The sequence below is a fragment of the Nakamurella flava genome (assembly GCF_005298075.1).
Lineage (GTDB): Bacteria > Actinomycetota > Actinomycetes > Mycobacteriales > Nakamurellaceae > Nakamurella > Nakamurella flava.
This window is the reverse complement of sequence record NZ_SZZH01000004.1, coordinates 1-16,149: the sequence shown is the minus strand read 5'-3', so window position 1 is coordinate 16,149 and position 16,149 is coordinate 1. Positions and strand designations below refer to the sequence as shown.

At 71.9% G+C, this 16,149-nt stretch carries 15 protein-coding genes; 5 read left to right on the top strand and 10 right to left on the bottom strand.

Annotation, left to right across the window (positions count from 1 at the left end; translation table 11 throughout):
- Positions 1-2: 2 nt before the first annotated feature.
- Both FDO65_RS15925 and FDO65_RS15920 read right to left on the bottom strand, forming a co-directional pair.
- Positions 3-1,409 carry a glycoside hydrolase family 1 protein gene (locus tag FDO65_RS15925; RefSeq protein WP_166442234.1) on the bottom strand — a complete coding sequence of 469 codons (1,407 nt, stop codon included), beginning with the start codon at positions 1,407-1,409 and terminating at the stop codon, positions 3-5.
- Positions 1,406-1,966, bottom strand: coding sequence for a SixA phosphatase family protein (locus tag FDO65_RS15920; protein ID WP_137450724.1), 561 nt, complete (start codon positions 1,964-1,966; stop codon positions 1,406-1,408). Before FDO65_RS15920 ends, FDO65_RS15925 begins: the two co-directional genes overlap by 4 nt.
- Before the next feature lie 280 nt (positions 1,967-2,246).
- Between FDO65_RS15920 and FDO65_RS15915 the strand changes: the two genes are divergently transcribed.
- Entirely contained in the window at positions 2,247-3,101 is an 855-nt protein-coding gene (locus FDO65_RS15915) for a sigma-70 family RNA polymerase sigma factor (RefSeq protein ID WP_137450723.1), read from the top strand.
- Between the two features lie 30 nt (positions 3,102-3,131).
- On the opposite strand, the gene FDO65_RS15910 is transcribed toward FDO65_RS15915, so the two are convergent.
- The 5 genes from FDO65_RS15910 to FDO65_RS15890 form a co-directional block, all read right to left on the bottom strand.
- On the bottom strand, positions 3,132-3,911 hold the full coding sequence (locus tag FDO65_RS15910) for a GAF and ANTAR domain-containing protein (RefSeq protein ID WP_137450722.1): 780 nt from the start codon (positions 3,909-3,911) through the stop codon (positions 3,132-3,134).
- Positions 3,912-4,072: 161 nt separating this feature from the next.
- The gene (locus tag FDO65_RS15905; protein WP_137450721.1) at positions 4,073-5,161 is read right to left on the bottom strand and encodes a potassium channel family protein; all 1,089 of its coding nucleotides are present in this window, start codon (positions 5,159-5,161) and stop codon (positions 4,073-4,075) included.
- Positions 5,162-5,373: 212 nt separating this feature from the next.
- Positions 5,374-6,288: a PAC2 family protein gene (locus FDO65_RS15900; protein WP_205850096.1), complete on the bottom strand. Its 915-nt coding sequence runs from the start codon at positions 6,286-6,288 to the stop codon at positions 5,374-5,376.
- Between the two features lie 51 nt (positions 6,289-6,339).
- On the bottom strand, positions 6,340-7,272 hold the full coding sequence (gene purU / locus FDO65_RS15895; RefSeq protein ID WP_137450720.1) for a formyltetrahydrofolate deformylase: 933 nt from the start codon (positions 7,270-7,272) through the stop codon (positions 6,340-6,342).
- A gap of 70 nt (positions 7,273-7,342) precedes the next feature.
- The gene (locus FDO65_RS15890) at positions 7,343-7,837 is read right to left on the bottom strand and encodes a DUF2505 domain-containing protein (RefSeq protein ID WP_166442233.1); all 495 of its coding nucleotides are present in this window, start codon (positions 7,835-7,837) and stop codon (positions 7,343-7,345) included.
- Positions 7,838-8,123: 286 nt separating this feature from the next.
- On the opposite strand from FDO65_RS15890, the gene FDO65_RS15885 reads away from it, so the two are divergent.
- The gene (locus FDO65_RS15885) at positions 8,124-10,070 is read left to right on the top strand and encodes a primary-amine oxidase (protein WP_137450718.1); all 1,947 of its coding nucleotides are present in this window, start codon (positions 8,124-8,126) and stop codon (positions 10,068-10,070) included.
- Positions 10,071-10,083: 13 nt separating this feature from the next.
- Here FDO65_RS15885 and FDO65_RS15880 read toward each other — a convergent pair whose 3' ends face one another.
- The gene (locus FDO65_RS15880; RefSeq protein ID WP_166442232.1) at positions 10,084-10,950 is read right to left on the bottom strand and encodes an NlpC/P60 family protein; all 867 of its coding nucleotides are present in this window, start codon (positions 10,948-10,950) and stop codon (positions 10,084-10,086) included.
- A 134-nt stretch (positions 10,951-11,084) separates the two neighbouring features.
- On the opposite strand from FDO65_RS15880, the gene FDO65_RS15875 reads away from it, so the two are divergent.
- From FDO65_RS15875 to FDO65_RS15865, 3 genes are all read left to right on the top strand, one after another.
- Positions 11,085-12,176, top strand: coding sequence for an endonuclease/exonuclease/phosphatase family protein (locus FDO65_RS15875; protein ID WP_137450716.1), 1,092 nt, complete (start codon positions 11,085-11,087; stop codon positions 12,174-12,176).
- Positions 12,173-13,192 (top strand): endonuclease/exonuclease/phosphatase family protein, encoded by a 1,020-nt coding sequence (locus FDO65_RS15870; protein ID WP_137450715.1) that lies wholly within the window; start codon positions 12,173-12,175, stop codon positions 13,190-13,192. Before FDO65_RS15875 ends, FDO65_RS15870 begins: the two co-directional genes overlap by 4 nt.
- 160 nt (positions 13,193-13,352) lie before the next feature.
- Positions 13,353-13,646, top strand: a complete 294-nt coding sequence (locus FDO65_RS15865; RefSeq protein WP_137450714.1) for a hypothetical protein — start codon at positions 13,353-13,355, stop codon at positions 13,644-13,646.
- A gap of 43 nt (positions 13,647-13,689) precedes the next feature.
- On the opposite strand, the gene FDO65_RS15860 is transcribed toward FDO65_RS15865, so the two are convergent.
- A complete protein-coding gene (locus FDO65_RS15860; RefSeq protein WP_166442231.1) occupies positions 13,690-15,057 on the bottom strand; it encodes an amidase in 1,368 nt (455 codons plus the stop codon).
- Between the two features lie 499 nt (positions 15,058-15,556).
- A partial coding sequence (locus FDO65_RS15855; protein ID WP_240757660.1) for an FGGY family carbohydrate kinase occupies positions 15,557-16,149 on the bottom strand: 593 nt, incomplete at its 5' end.

The following is a 16,149-nucleotide window of genomic DNA, read 5'->3' as shown; positions in this document are numbered from 1 at the left end:
GATCAGTCCTGAAGCGGTCTCTCGGCCAACCGCTGCTGCAGGTGGGTGAAGGCTGGTCGGCGGACGCGGTGGCCCGTCTCCCGGTCGACGGCGACCAGCCCGTACCGGGCCGACCAGCCGTCGGTCCATTCCCAGCCGTCGAGCAGGGAGCGGTGGAAGTAGGCGCGGACGTCGCTGCCGGCCTCCCGCGCGGCCTCGGTTGCGGCGAGATGTGCGTCCAGGAAGGCGATCCGGTCCTCATCGGCGCCGTCCGTCCTTGCCGCGAAGGCGCCCCCGCTGGCCGCGACGATCAGCGGCGGGGCGTCCGGATACCGGCGGCTGAGGTCGGACAGGGTCTGCTGCAGCCCTTGGGGATCGACCGGTCGACCGGTCGTGGTCAGCGGCAGCCCATCGGGCGTCTCGAGACTGAAGGGCACGGAACGGTTCTCAGGGACCGCGGCCACCGTGAGCGGGTGGTCCCAGCTGACGCCGTAGAAGTCCAACGGCTGCCCGATGACGGCGAGATCACCGTCGTGCACGAGGGTCTCGTCACCCATCTCGGGCAGTGACCGATGCAGGGCCCGCGGGTACCGCCCGCGCAGCACCGGGTCGGCGAACTGACGGTTGAGGTACAGGTCGACGAAGCGGGCGACCGCCTGGTCGGCCGTCGATCCGGGGTTGTGGGGCCGGACGACGGTGTGCGCGTTGACGATGCCGACCGGGACCGCGCCGGCGGCCCGCAGTGCGGTCACGGCGTGCCCGTGGGCGAGCAGCTGGTGGTGCGCCGCCGAGAACGCGCCACCCAGCAGGGTCAACCCCGGAGCATCGATCCCCACGCCGTAGCCGAGTGCGGTGACCGTCGCCGGTTCGTCGACGGTCGTCCAGGCGGCCACCCGGTCGCCGAAAGCCGCGGCCGCGGCCGCGGCGTAGTCGGCGAACCGGTGCGCCGTCTCGCGAGCCAGCCACCCGCCCTGCTCCATGAGCGACAGCGGCAGGTCCCAGTGGTGCAGCGCCACCCAGGGGGCGATGCCGCGGTCGCGCAGGCCGTCGAGCAGGCGCCGGTAGAAGTCGCTGCCCGCACCGCCCGGGTCGACCTGACCCTGCGGAGCCAGCCGCGCCCAGGACAGCGTGACGCGGTGCGCCCGCACCCCGAGTTCGGCCAGCAGGTCGAGGTCGGCGTCGAGTCGCTCGACGCCACCCGCGCCGGTCGTCGGCGCGGTGCCGTCGGCGATCCGGCCGGGGAGCGCGCCGAAGACGTCCCAGACGGTGAGTGCCGCGGCGCCGGGAGTCGTGGTGTCGGAACCGGACCCGGCGGCGGGCCACCCGTCGGGCAGGCCGGCCGAACCCTCCCACGGCACGGCCGACGAGGTGGTACCGACCAGCAGCCGACCCGGCGGGCCGAGTCCGCCGCCGCTGTGCGTGGTCGTCACGGGTGCCGGACCCCGACCAGGGTGGCGCCCTCGTCGCCGATCGCGGACCAGGTCGACGTGGTCTGCAGAACGGCGAGGCTGGCCGGCGGGAAGCGTTGCAGCACCGGACGATTCGCCGGTGCTTCACCGGTCTCGGCGGCGAGGTCGTCGAGATCCACTGCGGTGGATGGGATTCCGGGAGCGTGGCCGACCACCAGGACCGTGGCAGCTTCCGGGGGCACCATGGCGATGGCGTCGACGACGTCGGGAACGCCGCCCCCGTAGAGCTCTTCGACCAGAGTGGCCGACAGGCCCGATCCCAGGCCCTGCAACGTCTCCCGGGTGCGCAGGGCCGGTGAGCACAACACGGCGGTGATCGGCGACCAGGTCCCGTCCCGCTCCTGGTCGACGAGCCAGCGTCCGAGCGCGGCCGCCTCGGTGCGCCCGTGGGGCGACAGTGGCCGGTTCCGGTCGGAGGTCGCCGGCGGTGAGTCGGCCGTGGCGTGTCGGAGGAGCAGCAACGTCCGGAGCATCGGCAGACCGGTGGCCGGGGGATCGGCAGCTTCGTGCGCGCGCATGGTGACATCGTCTCCGTTCGATCGGCCACCGGTGTACCGCAAACGAAGGCTAAACCCGTTCGAAACGGCAGAGTTGGCCGGCAGCGCTTGATTCCCGGCCGGTCCGGTGTTGCTATGGGGTCCTGGTCCAGAAGAGGCGCCAGGAACTCGACCCGATTCCCGGGGAGTTACCGTGCCACCAGATGATCTGTTGTCGATCGGCGTCCTTGATCGACCAGCAACCACCACCACCTCCGATCGCTACCTGGCGACGACCATCATTCCTGGACCCGCTCGCCCGGTGGACTCGCCCGCCCCGGCGGTCGAGCCCGCGCCCCCCGCCGGGGACTCCGGCGCGGGGGAAGCCGTCGCGGCTCCGTCGCGACCGGCCGCCACCATCTCGTCCGCCCCTTCTCGTGACCGGGCCTGCCGGATGCGCGAACTGCTCGATGAGGCGGAGTCCTGCGTCGACGAGCGGCGGCAGCAGCGCCTGCGCCAGCAGGTGGTGACCGAGTACCTGCCGGTCGCCCGCTCGATCGCAGCCCGGTACTCCGGACGCGGGGTCGAGCGGTCGGACCTCGACCAACTGGCCTACCTGGGCCTGGTGAAGGCGGTACGCCGTTGGCGTCCCGGTCTGTCCGAGGACTTCCTGCAGTTCGCCGTCCCCACCATCGTCGGCGAGATCAAGCGCTACTTCCGGGACCACTCCTGGCTGGTCCGGCCGCCCCGGCGGATCCAGGAACTGCGCGCGGCCATCAACGAGGCCGAACAGCACTACTGGCAGCGCAAGGGTGCCCGCCCGACCGACACCGAGCTGGCCAAGCTCTGCGACACCACGGAAGCGGACGTCGTCGAAGCCCGTGGGGCCACGACCCTCTGCCGGCCGCCGTCGCTGGACGAGCAGCAGGGCGCGGGCTGGGCCATGGCCCAGTCCTGGGGCGCCCAGGACGACGAGATCGGCAAGATCGAGGACCGGATGGCGGTGGGTCGGCTGCTCGAGGCCCTGACCGACCGCGAGCGTCAGGTCGTCGAACTCCGCTTCGGACAGGGCTGGTCCCAGTCCCGGATCGGCGCCGAGATCGGCGTGAGCCAGATGCAGGTCTCGCGATGGCTGCGGGCGATCGCCCTCAAGCTCCGGACCACCTGGGACGGCTGAACCCCGACCAGCCGTTCCACTGCGATCCGGTCAGCCGGCCGTCGACGGGTCACCGTCGGCGGCCGGCTGGACGGTGGCCCGCCGATTGCCCCGGTCGCTGCCCGGCGTCTCGGACGCCTCGGCCGGCAGTGCGCCGGTCTCGACGAGCGCGGCCGCCACGTCCCGCAGCTTGGTGTTGTGCTGCTGCGAGTACCGCCGCAGCACCTCGAACGCCTTCTCCGAGTTCAATCCGAAACGCTCGATGAGGATGCCCTGCGCCTGGCCGACCAGGTGCCGGGAATCGATGGCCCGCCACAGGTCCATCTGACCCCGGAGCCGGGCCAGCGCGACCGACGCGTGGGCCGCGACCACCTTGGCCACCTCGACATCGTCCGCGCTGAACTGCTGCGGCTGGTCGTAGTAAAGGTTCAACGCGCCGAGCACCTGACGCTGGGTGAACAGGTGGATGCTCATCACCGAACGCAGTCCCAGTTCGGCGACCGCGGGCGACCAGCGCGGGAACCGCTGATCCGTGGTGGTGTCCGGGATGAGCCAGACCCCGCCGTCCTCGGCCGCCGCCAGGCAGGGCCCCTCTTCGAGGTCGTACTGCAGCTGGTCGGCCAGGCCCACCAGCTCGTCCGAGCGAGCCGCGGTCTCGAGCGAATAGCGGTCCTTGACCAGGGTCACGCTGGCCCGCGGGGCGGTGCTGCTGTCGACGGCCAGGTCGACCACGGCCTGCAACGCCTGCTGCAGGTCGGCCCGTCCGGCGACCTGCCGCCAGCCCTCGGCGGCCGACGACTCCGACTGCGCCGTGGCATCGGCTTCAGCCATCGGTACCTCCTGACGAACACTGTGTGATCCCTGCGCGCACACCGGTGCCCGGTGTCGTGCCCTGACACTCTCGCACGAGCGCTGCCGACGATCCGCTCCCGCCCGGGTGGTTCCGGGGTAGGCCGGCTACGCGGGCCGACCTGAGCCGATGTGGGCCGAGCTCAGCGGAGCCGGTCGCGGTCGCGGCGCTCGGTCGCAGGATCGACCCCGTCCGACCGGGACGGTCGTTCGTTGCCGGTGGCCTTGATGACGACGATCCGGTCGCCGGGCTGGAACACCTTGACCCCACCCGAGTCGAAACGGTGGGCGACGCCGTTGCGGATCACGGTGAGCACGATCTCGCCGCGGGCGCTCAGCCGGGCGGGGGCCAGACCCACGTCCTCGGGACGAACCTCGCGCTCGGCGATCTGCAGGCCGGCGACCGGCTCGAGCAGGTCCTCGATCAGCTCTCCGGCGGCCGGTGCGGTGATCGACAGCCCGAGCATGCGTCCCGCGGATTCCGCCGTCGGGATGACGACGTCCGCGCCGCCCTGCCGCAGCACGGCGATGTTCTGCTCCTCGCGGGCCGCCGCGGCGATGGTGGCGTGCGGGGCGAGACGACGGGCGGTCAACGTCACCAGGACGCTGGTGTCGTCGCGGTCCGCGGCCACCACGACCCGTTCGGCGGCCGGCAGGGCGGCCTGCCGGAGCACCTCCTCGCGCCGGGCATCGCCCAGCACGCCGACGCAGCCGTCGGCGGTGGCTGCCTTGATGTTGCCGGGCTCGGAATCGACGACCACGATGCTCTCCGGTGCGTGGCCCTGGTCGATGAGGGCCGAGACCGCGGAGCGGCCCTTCATGCCGTAACCGATGACCACCGTGTGCTTCTTCACTCGTCTTCTCCACCGGGACGTGCGGAACTGCTGGCGACTGCGCTCGGTGAGCACCTCGATGGTCGTGCCGACCAGCACGATCAGGAAGATGAACCGCAGTGGGGTGATGATGACGATGTTCGTCAGGCGGGCCGATTCGGTGACCGGGGTGATGTCGCCGTAGCCGGTGGTCGAGAGGGTGACCGTCGCGTAGTACAGCGCGTCCAGGAGCGTGTCGATCTTGCCGTCGAGGTCGCGGTACCCGTCGCGTTCGAGGTACACGAGGGTCGTGCACGCGACGACGCACAGCACGGCGATGACGACGCGCAACAGGATCGCGCGGACGGGACCGTGCTCCTTGACCGGTAGGGCCAGGAACGGGGGGCTCTCGGAGGCCACAGACCGGGACTGTACGTCGTCCGGGGCCCGTCACCGATCCACCCGCTGCGCGCACATCGCCCCGGGCGGGTTCCGGTCAGCCGTCCGGGTTCTCCCAATCGGCCTGGAAGGCCTCCGTGTTGCCGGTCCCAGGTCGTCGCGCGGTCAGCCGTCCGGGTTTTCCCGATCGGCCTGGAAGGCCTCCGTGTTGCCGGTCCCAGGTCGTCGCGCGGTCAGCCGTCCGGGTTCTCCCGATCGGCCAGGAACGCCTCGAATTGCGCTCCCAGCTCGTCGGCGGTGGGCAGCGGGGCCGACTGGGCGAGCAGCCCGCGGCCGGTGGCCGAGACGAAGGTGTCGTACTGCTGCTCAAGGGCCTCGACCACGGCGCTGACCTCGGCGTTGCCCGCGATCTGCTCCTGCAGCTGGGTGCGCACGGTGGCCGCGGCGGCGTCCAGGTCGGCGGTCGGCAGTAGCAGGCCGGTGGCGTCCGCGGTCGCCTGCAGCAGGGTGCGCGCCGTCTCGGGGTAGTCGGAGCGGGCGATGTAGTGGGGGACGTGGGCGGCGAAGCCGATGGCGTCCCGGCCGGCCTGACCGAACCGGTACTCGATGAGGCCGGTGGCGTGTCCGGGGACGGCGATGGTGCCGAACGCGTCCTCGGCGTCCGGCAGTAGCCCGGGCCGGGTCGCGTGGCTGGACATGCCGGTCGGCCGGGTGTGCGGGACGGCCATCGGGATGGCCATCAGCCCGACGGTGAGCCGGACGCCGAGCCGGTCGGCGACCTCGCCGACGGCGGCGACGAACCGCTCCCACTGGGTGTCCGGTTCGGGACCGGAGAGCAGCAGGAACGGGGTGCCGTCGGAGTCGGTCACCTGGTGGACGACGAGGCGGGGTGCCGCGTAGTCGATGAACGCGTTCTTCTCGTACGTCAGCACGGGCCGGCGGGCGCGGTAGTCGATGAGCTGGTCGACGTCGAACGTGACGACCACGCTATGGGGCAGCGAGGCCAACAACGAGTCGACGGCCAACCGCACGCCGTTGCCGGCGTCGACGTACCCGTCGAGGGCGACGACGAGCACCGGATCGCGCAGGTCGTCGAGTGAGGGTGCCTCGACGTGCACCGAGTAGAGGTCGCCGGGCTCTCCGATCATCCCTCCATCGTGCCCCAGGCCGGCCCGGCCCCCGGCCGTCCGCTCTGCGCTCTAGGCGAAGACGATGGTCCGCAGGCCGTCGATGAGCACCCGGTCCTGCAGGTGCCAGGTGAGCCCGCGGGCCAGGACGGCCTTCTCGATGTCCCGGCCCCGGCGCACCATGTCGGCGGGGGAGTCGCCGTGGTCGACCCGGATGACGTCCTGGTCGATGATCGGCCCGGCGTCGAGCTCGGCGGACACGTAGTGGCACGTGGCGCCGATCAGCTTCACCCCACGGGCGTAGGCCTGGTGGTAGGGCCGGGCTCCACGGAACGACGGCAGGAAGCCGTGGTGGATGTTGATGAGCTTGCCGGCCCAGGCCTCACAGAGCTCCGGCGGGACGACCTGCATGAACCGGGCCAGCACGATGGCGTCGGGGTCGTGCCGCTCGACCTCGGCGCGGATCTCGGCGAACGCGGCGGCCTTGCCGTCAGCGTCGGCCGGGACCCGGATCAGCCGGAAGGGCAGTCCGAAGAGCCGGACCACCGGTTCCAGGTCGGGGTGGTTGCCGATGACGACGGGGATGTCGGCGCCCAGCTCCCCGGAGTGCCAGCGGGACAGCAGCTCGTACAGGCAGTGGCCCTCCTTGGACACCAGCAGGACGACGCGGCGGCGTTCCTGCCCGGTGCCCAGCCGGGTCACGTGGAAGGTCTCGGCGTCCAGGCTCCCGGCGACGGCCCCGAAGCGGGCGCGCAACTCCTCGAGGTCCATCGCGACCGAGTCGGCCCGGATCTCCTGGCGGGTGAAGAACCGGCCGGTTTCGGTGTCCGAGTGGTAGGCCGCGTCGGTGATCCAGCCGCCGATCTCGGCCAGGAAACCGGTGATGCGGGCGACGATGCCGGTCCCGTCCGGGCAGCTGAGCGTCAGGACGTACCGGGCGTCCGCGGCGGCCGCGGACGAGGCGGCCGAAGGGGACGGCGGGGGCGTATGCGGTGCGGAAGACACGGTCGACCATGCTCGCACGGCTGACGTGGCCCGGTGGACCGTGGCGGCCCACCGGGCGGGTGAACCCTGGTCAGGAGGCCAGGCGCTCGCGGGTGTAGACCTGCTCGTCCTCCAGCAGCTCACGGACCTGCTCGGCGATGACCTGCTCGATCTTGCCGCCGAAGATCGGGATGGGCACGACCGCGTCGCCGACGACGTCGAGCTGGGAGCCCGCACCGGCCGGCCGCAGCGTCATGGTCCCCTTGAGGGACGCCGGGGCGCCCTTGACCGACACCGAGAAGTCGGCGACGTAGGAGTCGCCGTCGGCCCGCCACTGCTCGGTCCGCTCGGTGACCGGGTCGTCCTTCATCATCGACGAGACCATCGAGGGCAGCGCCGAGGCGGGGATGCCCTGCCGGGTGACGATCGTCAGGCCGTCCGGGGTGGTGTCCACGGAGACGACCTGCGGGTCGATGCCGCCGGACCGTTCCACCCGCCCCTCGATGAAGGCGCGGTCGCCGAAGAGGGCGAACACCGCAGCCGGGGGTGCGTCGTAGGTCTGGGTCACGGTGAGCCGAGTGGCCACGAAGAGCGCTCCTGACGGGTCGATCGGTCGGCGGCCGAACGGATGCGCCCGGCCTGGGGCCCGTGGTCGGACCGGGGACGCGAACGGACCGCGCATGACGGACCGTCGGGCAGTACCCGGTCGTGCCCCCTCCGTCTGACTATGGCTGCCCCGGTGGGTCGAGGCAACCACCGACCCGCCGGTCAGGACCCCCGCCATCGGGTGGTCCCTCCCGGCGGGACGGCTCCGCCTCGGCATACTGGCCGGACACCGCACGGCGGCGGTGCCGGACCGTAAGGAGAACCCGGTGGCGATCCACCCGCTTGATGCCCTGTCCGAGCAGGAGTTCCGCCGGACCACGGCGGCGCTGCGCGCGGCCGACCACCTCGCCCCGACCCGACGGTTCGCGTCGATCACGCTGGACGAGCCGGCCAAGGCCGATGTGCTGGCCTTCACCCGGGGTGAGGCGGGCCGTCCGGCCCGGCGGTCGTTGTCGGTGTTGTGGGACCGGGCCGACAACGCCACCTACGAGGCCCTGGTCGAACTGGGGGAGGACGAGACGGCCGACCGGGTGCTGTCGTTCACCGCCGTCCCCGGGGTGACCCCCAACTTCACGCCCGACGAGTGGCACGAGTGCGAGGTGGCGCTGAAGAAGGACCCGCGGGTGGTGGCGGCGCTGGCCGAACGCGGCATCACCGACCTGGATCTGGTGCTGATCGACGTCTGGACCTACGGCAAGGCGCTGATGCCCGAACAGTGGCGGGACAAGCGGCTCGGCTGGGCCGACGTGTGGTTGCGGTCGTCGCCCACCGGCAACCCGTACGCGAACCCGGTGTCCGGGCTCAAGTTCATCGTCGACATGAACACCATGGAGCTGCTGGACATCGACCGGGCCGACGTGGTGGCCGCGCCGGCGCCGGTGATGGGCGAGTACGAGCCGGACCTGGTGCCGGGCCAGACCCTGCGGGACGACATCAAGCCCCTGCACATCACCCAGCCCGACGGGGTGTCGTTCGAGATCGACGGGTCCGAGATCCGTTGGCAGAACTGGTCGTTCCGGATCGGCTTCAACTACCGCGAGGGGCCGGTGCTCTACCAGGTCGCCTACGACGACCACGGCCGCCGGCGGGAGGTCGCCTACCGGATGTCGTTCGCCGAGATGATCGTCCCTTACCGCGATTCCAGCTTCGACCACTACCGCCGCACCGCCTACGACGTCGGTGAGTGGGGCCTGGGGTACATGACCACGTCGTTGACGCTGGGCTGTGACTGCCTGGGCGAGATTCGTTACCTGGACGCCGTTCTGACCGACTCCACGGGTGAGCCGTTCACCATCGCCAACGCGGTGTGCCTGCACGAGGAGGACAACGCCGTCCTCTGGAAGCACGTCGACTCGATCAACGGCCGCACCGAGGTGCGCCGGGCCCGCCGGTTCGTGGTGTCGATCCACGCGACGGTCGCCAACTACGAGTACCTCGTCTACTGGCGCTTCTACCAGGACGGCAACATCGAGTGCGAGGTCCGGGCCACCGGGATCATGGTGACCACGCCGATTCCCGAGGGTGCGCCCGTGCCCGCCACCGGCACCCTGGTCGACCACCGCACCTACGCCCCGTTCCATCAGCACTTCCTGGTCGCCCGGATGGACCTGGATGTCGACGGCCAGGACAACACGGTGCTCGAGATCGACTCGCACGCCGAGCCGGTCGGCCCAGACAACCCGTACGGCCTGGCCCTGACGACCACCGCCACTCCCATCGCGTCGGAGGCGCAGTCCGGCCGGGACTGGAAGTACGAGACCCAGCGGGCCTGGAAGGTGGTCAACCCGAACAAGCCGAACGGCCTCGGCACCGCCCCCGGCTACAAGCTGGTGCCGACGGCGACGTTCCCGGTGATGATGGACCCGGCCGCCCCGCAGTACCTGCGGGCCCCGGTGATGGGCCACAACCTGTGGGTGACGCGCCACCACGACGACGAGAAGTGGCCCGCCGGAACGTATCCGACGCAGAGCGACATCGATGCCGGCATCAGCGACTGGATTGCCGACGACGAGCCGCTGGAGAACACCGACGTCGTGCTCTGGTACGTGTTCGGCATCCACCACATCACCCGCCCCGAGGACTGGCCGGTGATGCCGGTGGACACCGTCTCGTTCTGGCTCAAGCCGTTCGGCTTCTTCGACCGCAACCCGGCGCTGGACGTGCCGCCGCAACCGGGCAGCGGCGGTCACGGTGAGGCGCCCAGCTGCCACTGAGCCCGCGCCGAGCTCAGTCGGGCACGATCCGGTGCGCCCAGGCGGTGTTCCGGGCGTACCACCCGACGGGCCGGTAGGGGCGGATCCGCACGCCGGCCGGGATCGGGGTGCGCCGGGCGTCGACGATGTTGCCGCCGCCGCAGTCGATGACCAGCGGCAGGTCGGTCGGGCCGACGCCGCAGTCCCCGAGCCAGAGGACGGCGTGCGAGACGATGCCGGAGGTGTTGCGCAAATAGAGGACGTCGCCGGGTTCCAGAGCGGCCACGAACGCCTGGTGGGCGGCCGGGTCCCAGCCGGCGCCGGCCGGGTCGGTCGGGCAGGGGACGACACCGACGCGATGCGACAGCAGCGCCCCCTCGCTGGTGCTGCGATGCAGTTCGGACTGGGCGACCACGCCGGTCGGCAGGTCGTACCCCAGGGCGTAGGAGTAGACGAAGCCGACGTAGTTGCTGCAGTCCAGACCGGGCCCGCGGAGCCCGGAGTGCACCGGCTTCTGCGGCCAGCCGTCGGGCGGCGACCAGGCCGGTACGTGGTGGTGCTGGTAGTCCGTGCCCAGCAGCGCGGCCGCGACGGTGAGCAGCCGCTCGCGGGCGGCCCGCCCGCGCAGCCGCACGGCCGGGGCGGGGTAGCGGCGGGCTCGCGGCCCCCAGGTCCCCCAGCGCGCCTGGGTCGCCGGCGAGGACCACTGTGCGAACGGGATGACGGCCTGCTCGCGGGGGTCGTTCCAGGGCGGCTGGTCGAACCCGGAGAGCCGCTCGTCGGCGGGTCGCGTCCAGCGGACCGTGTACGGCGACCGGTAGCCGGGCGCCACGTCCACCGGGGCCAGGGCCGGCAGTTCGGCGCCACCCTCGATCACCGGTGTACCTCGCACGTCCCCCACGTTCCGATGGTGGCAGCGCGCTGGAGGCGGGTGGCGGGACGGCGTCGCTCTACCCTCGTACGGGTGGGGGGTGATCTTGCCGTCCACTTCCGCGCCCCGGGCAACGGTCCCGGGCCCGACGCGTCGGGACGGTCATGACGCCCTCTTCAGCCGCGGCCCCGGCGCCGGTCGATCCGTCGCCGCCCCCGCCCCGGGGGCGGAGCCGCTGGCTGACCGTGGTCGTCGCGCTGGTGCTGCTGGCCGTGGCCGCCGTGCTGACCTTCCCCGCGACCTTCGGGCTGGGGGCCGTTCCCGGTCTGCTGCATCTCATCTCTTTCCGGGGCTGGGCGGTGGTGGCAGCGGGCGCTGTGGCGTTGCTGGTGGCCGTCGTGGCCCTGCTGCGGCGTCGGCACCGCGACCGGGGGGTGTGGTGGGCGGTCGCCGGGGCGGCCCTGGCGGTCGCCGTGGTCAATGCCGGCGTGCTCGGTTTCCGTTCCGTGCCCACCGCGAACGCGGCCCCTGGACCGGTGTCGGACGGCCCGTCCACGGTGACGGTGCTCGAGTACAACACCGAGGGTGGGGCGACCACCCCCGCCCAGATCGCCCGGCTCGCCGCGGACGCCGGCGCGGACGTCGTCGCGCTCCCGGAGACCACCGGGCGGATGGCCGAGAAGATCGCCGCCGATCCCGCCGTCGCCGACCGTGGGTACCAGGTCTTCGCGCATCGTGAGCAGCCCTACGAGGGGGCCGAGACGAGCCTGCTGGTCGCGGCGTCGATGGGGCAGTACCGGATGCTCGACACCCCGTCGGTCGGGCTGGGGGCGGTGCGGGTCGTCCCGGTGGTGTCCGGTGGTCCCACCCTGGCCGCAGTGCACACCACCCCGCCGACCAGTGACTTCGGGTACGACACCTGGACCCGGACGGTCGCCGCGGCGGCGGCCCTGGCCATCCCGACCGCCGCGGACGGCGGATCGGCCATCGTGGCCGGCGACTTCAACGCCACCCTGGACCACCAGCCGCTGCACGACCTGGGCGGCGCGGTCGACGCCGCCCGGGCCGCGGGCGCCGGGGCCCAGGGCACCTGGCCGTCGGACTGGCCGGTCCTCCTCGGCGCGCCCATCGATCACTTGCTGTTCGACCCGGCGGACTGGTCGGTGGCTGCGGCGCACACGGTGCAGTCGGGGGCCAGCGATCATCGCGGACTGGTGGTCGAGTTGGTCGCCCCGGCCGCCGGGGCAGGACGATGACGCCGCGGGGAGCGCTCCGCTGGGCGGGTGCGGTGGGTCTGGGGGCGATGGCCGCGGCGGTGACCCGTCGGCCGGTGCGTTTCGGGGTGGCCCACCAGACGGGCCTGGTGCACGCGGTGTCCTTCCGGACGGTGCTCGGGGCGTTGACCGCCGGGACCGCAGGAATGGCGGTGGTCGGTCGGCGGGCGCTCCGACGGCCGGTGCTGTCGTTCACGGCCGGGGCGGTGGCGGCTCTGTCGGCCGGGGTCGCCGCGGGCAGTGTCGCCGCGCTGGCGGAGCAGGGCTGGGCCGGTCACGCGCTGCCCCGCCGGGCCACGGCGTCCGGCGAACCCGACGTGGTGGTCCTGCTGCTCAACACGTTGATGGGGGCGGCCGATGCCCCGGCCATCGTGGAGCGGGCGGTGGCCGAGGACGCCACCGTGCTGGCGCTGCCGGAATGCCCCGCGGTGTTGGCTGCCGCCGTGGTCGACGGGCTGGCCGCGCACGGGCGGCGGATGCAGTCGTTCGGCACCCGGGAAAACCTGTGGCCCACCGGGGAGACCTGGCTGCTGGTCGACGAACGGTTGGGCCGGTACCGGCAGGTCGACGCCCCGGAGATGCAGTTGGGGGCGGCGGTGGCCGAACCCGACGGGCATGACGGACCGACCCTGGCCGCGGTGCACCCGCCCGCCCCGATGACGCTGGTCGGCTTGGGGGCCTGGCGCACGTACGTGCCCGCGGCTGTGGACGTGGCCCGCTCGCGGCCGAATGCGATCGTCGCCGGTGACTTCAACACCACCCTCGACCACGAGCCGATGGCCGACCTCGCGCCCTACGTCGACGCGGCCACGATGGTCGGGCGGGGCGCGGAAGGCACCTGGCCGGCCCGCATCCCCGCTCTGCTGGCCACCCCCATCGACCACGTCCTGGTCCGTCCGGAGGTGTGGACGGTCCTGGGGACCCGGACGTACCGGGTGGGGGACAGTGACCACCGGGCCGTGGTGGCGCGGTTGGCTCGGACCCGGATCGTTTCGTGAGCGATGCCGAGTCGGCGGGTGACGAGGCACCGTCTGCAGGCTGGCACCGGGCGGTCGAGGAGTGGGGTAATCCCGCCGTGTTCCGTCTGGTTCATCGAGGACGGGACGTCGGACACGTGCGGTTCCTGTATCCGGGGCCGACCCGGACGGTCTGGCGGCGATGGCGACGGGTCTGGGAGATCGCGTCGTGGGACGTCGTGCACATGGTCGCCGCCTGGGAACTCGACGACCCCCCCCGCCCTGGGAGGGCGACCAGAGTATCGGCCTCGAGTACTCCTTCGAGCCACACGAGATCTCAGACCTGATCAGCGAACTCGATGCGCTGACGCTGTCAGGTTTCGGGGCCGAATTGGTCGTCGCCCCGGTGACGTCCGTCGACGCGAAGCGCAGACTCATTGCCGACGTCTTTCATGAAGGTCATCTGATGGGTCTGCCGGGGACGGTGGGCCTGTGAAGCGGCGTCACCTGCGGGTGACGGAGGTGCGACACGACGGCCGTCAGATGAATGGCGGTCCGGCGACTCCCAGGACGGCCTGCAGGTCGAGCGCGATCGGGACGAGACTGGTCTCGCTGTTCCGGCTGCCGGTCAGGGACACGCCGGCGGGCAGGCCGGTGCGGGACCCGAGGCCGGCGGGCAGGGCGATGGCCGGTTGGCCGGTGAGGTTCCACAGGGCCGGGTACTCCGACAAGTGCTGGTGGACGACGGGATCGTCCTGGACGGACGATCCGGGAACGGCCCGCAGCGGAGCCGTCATCACCACGGTCGGCTCCAGGACGGCGTCGACGTCATGCTCGGCGAACCACCCCTCCCAGGCTTGACGCAGGGACCGTCGGCGGTCCCGTGCGGCCTCGTACTCCTCGCGGGTGGGGCCGATGCCGATGGCGTCGAGTTGGTCCCGCACCATCGGCCGGTAGTGGTCTCGACGGGAACGGTAGGCCCGGTGGTGCGCGGCCATCTCGTACCGGATGAGCGTCCCGGCCAGGGCCGCGTCGGGCGCGGGACCGGGCTCCAGCTCGACGATCTCGGCGCCCAGCCGGAGAGCGGCCTGGACTGCGGTCTGCCCACCGTCGAGGACGTCGGGGTCGCAGCGATCGGCGGCGACGCGGTGGGTGACGGCGATCCGGGTGCCGGCCAACGGGCGCCGACCCGCTCGCGGGGTCAGGGGATAGTCCATGCCGGTCAGTGCCCCCAACAGCAGGGCCGCGTCGGCGACGGTCCGGGCCATCGGGCCGATGTCGTCCAACGACGGCGCCAGGGGGATCACCCCGCGCGTCGAGATGGCGCCCTGGGTCGGCTTGATCGCGCTGGTTCCGGTCAGCGCCGCAGGGATCCGGACCGAGCCCATGGTGTCCGTGCCGACGGACAGCGGAACCAGCCGGGCCGCGACCGCAGCGGCCGATCCACCACTCGACCCGCCGGCTGACCGGGCGAGATCCCAGGGATTGCCGACCTGGTCGGTGGTCCCGCCGGCGGCGAACTCGTGGGTGTGCACGTGCCCGAGGTGGACCATCCCCTGCGCCCGCAGGGTGGCCCAGACATCGCTGTCCCGGTCGGCCGGCGGAGCGTCGGCCAACACGGCTGACGATGCGGTGACCGACCGGCCCGCCACGGCGATGAGGTCCTTGAGGGCGACGGGGATGCCGCACAGCGGGGGAGTGTTGTCGGGGTCGGCGGCCCGGCGCCGGTCGGCGGCGGCCGCCGCGGCCAGGGCGTCCTCGGCGTCGACCCTGACGAAAGCGTTGATGTGGTGGGGGTTTCCGTCGAACGATCGGGCGCCGTCGAGGCGCTCGATGCGGTCCAGGAGGGCCCGCGTCAGCTCGACCGAGCTGAGCTCGCGGCGCCGCAGCGCCGCTGCGAGGCGCACGGTATCGAGTCGTGTCGGATCAGCCGAGTCTGCTGCTCCGCGGGCAGTCAGCGGCAGCGGTTCGTTCGGCACGCTGCAGTGTCGCACTTGATGGCAGCGGGGCCGGCCGCGCAACCGCGAAGCCGGCCGCCCGACACGGGGCGACCGGCTTCGCGGTTCTGTCTCACTCGATGCTGGGGGGCTGAGTCGGACTCGGACACGATGATCAACTCGTCGCGGGGCCCTCTCGCGATGATCAACTCGGCGTTTTCGCGGCCCATGGGACCGATGTCATCGGAGTTGATCATCGCCTGCACCCTCGGAGGTGAGTTGATCATCGTCTGCACAGTGCGCAGCGGTGTGGCGCCCGCTACTGCTCACGGTCCCAGCCGGACACGATGATCAACTCATCGCTCAGCTCGGACACGATGATCAACTCGCCACTGGAGTCCGCAGACGATGATCAACTCGACACCCACCGCAGAGGCTCAGCCCAGGCCCCGGCGGAGACGAGTCGGACTCAGCTGGCGCTGATGTCGTCGTCGACCCAGTCCATGGTCTTGGTGACGGCTTTCTTCCACTGCCGGTACAGGCGGTCGCGTTCGGTGGTGTCCATCTGCGGGTTCCACCGCTTGTCCTCGGCCCAGTTCGCGCGGATGTCGTCCTCGGACGACCAGAACCCGACGGCCAGACCCGCCGCGTACGCCGCGCCCAGGGCGGTGGTCTCGTTGACCACGGGCCGGATCACCGGGACCCCCAGGATGTCGGCCTGGAACTGCATCAGGGTTTCGTTGACCACCATGCCGCCGTCGACCTTGAGCGCAGTCAGGTCGACCCCGGAGTCGGCGTTCATCGCATCGAGCACCTCACGGGTCTGGAACGCGGTGGCCTCCAGCACCGCCCGCGCCAAATGCCCCTTGTTCACATACCGGGTCAGCCCGACGATCGCCCCGCGGGCGTCGTCCCGCCAATAGGGGGCGAACAGCCCGGAGAACGCGGGCACGAAATACGCCCCACCATTGTCTTCCACGGTGTTGGCCAGCGTCTCGATCTCCGGGGCCGAGGAGATGATGCCCAGGTTGTCGCGCAGCCACTGCACCAACGACCCCGACA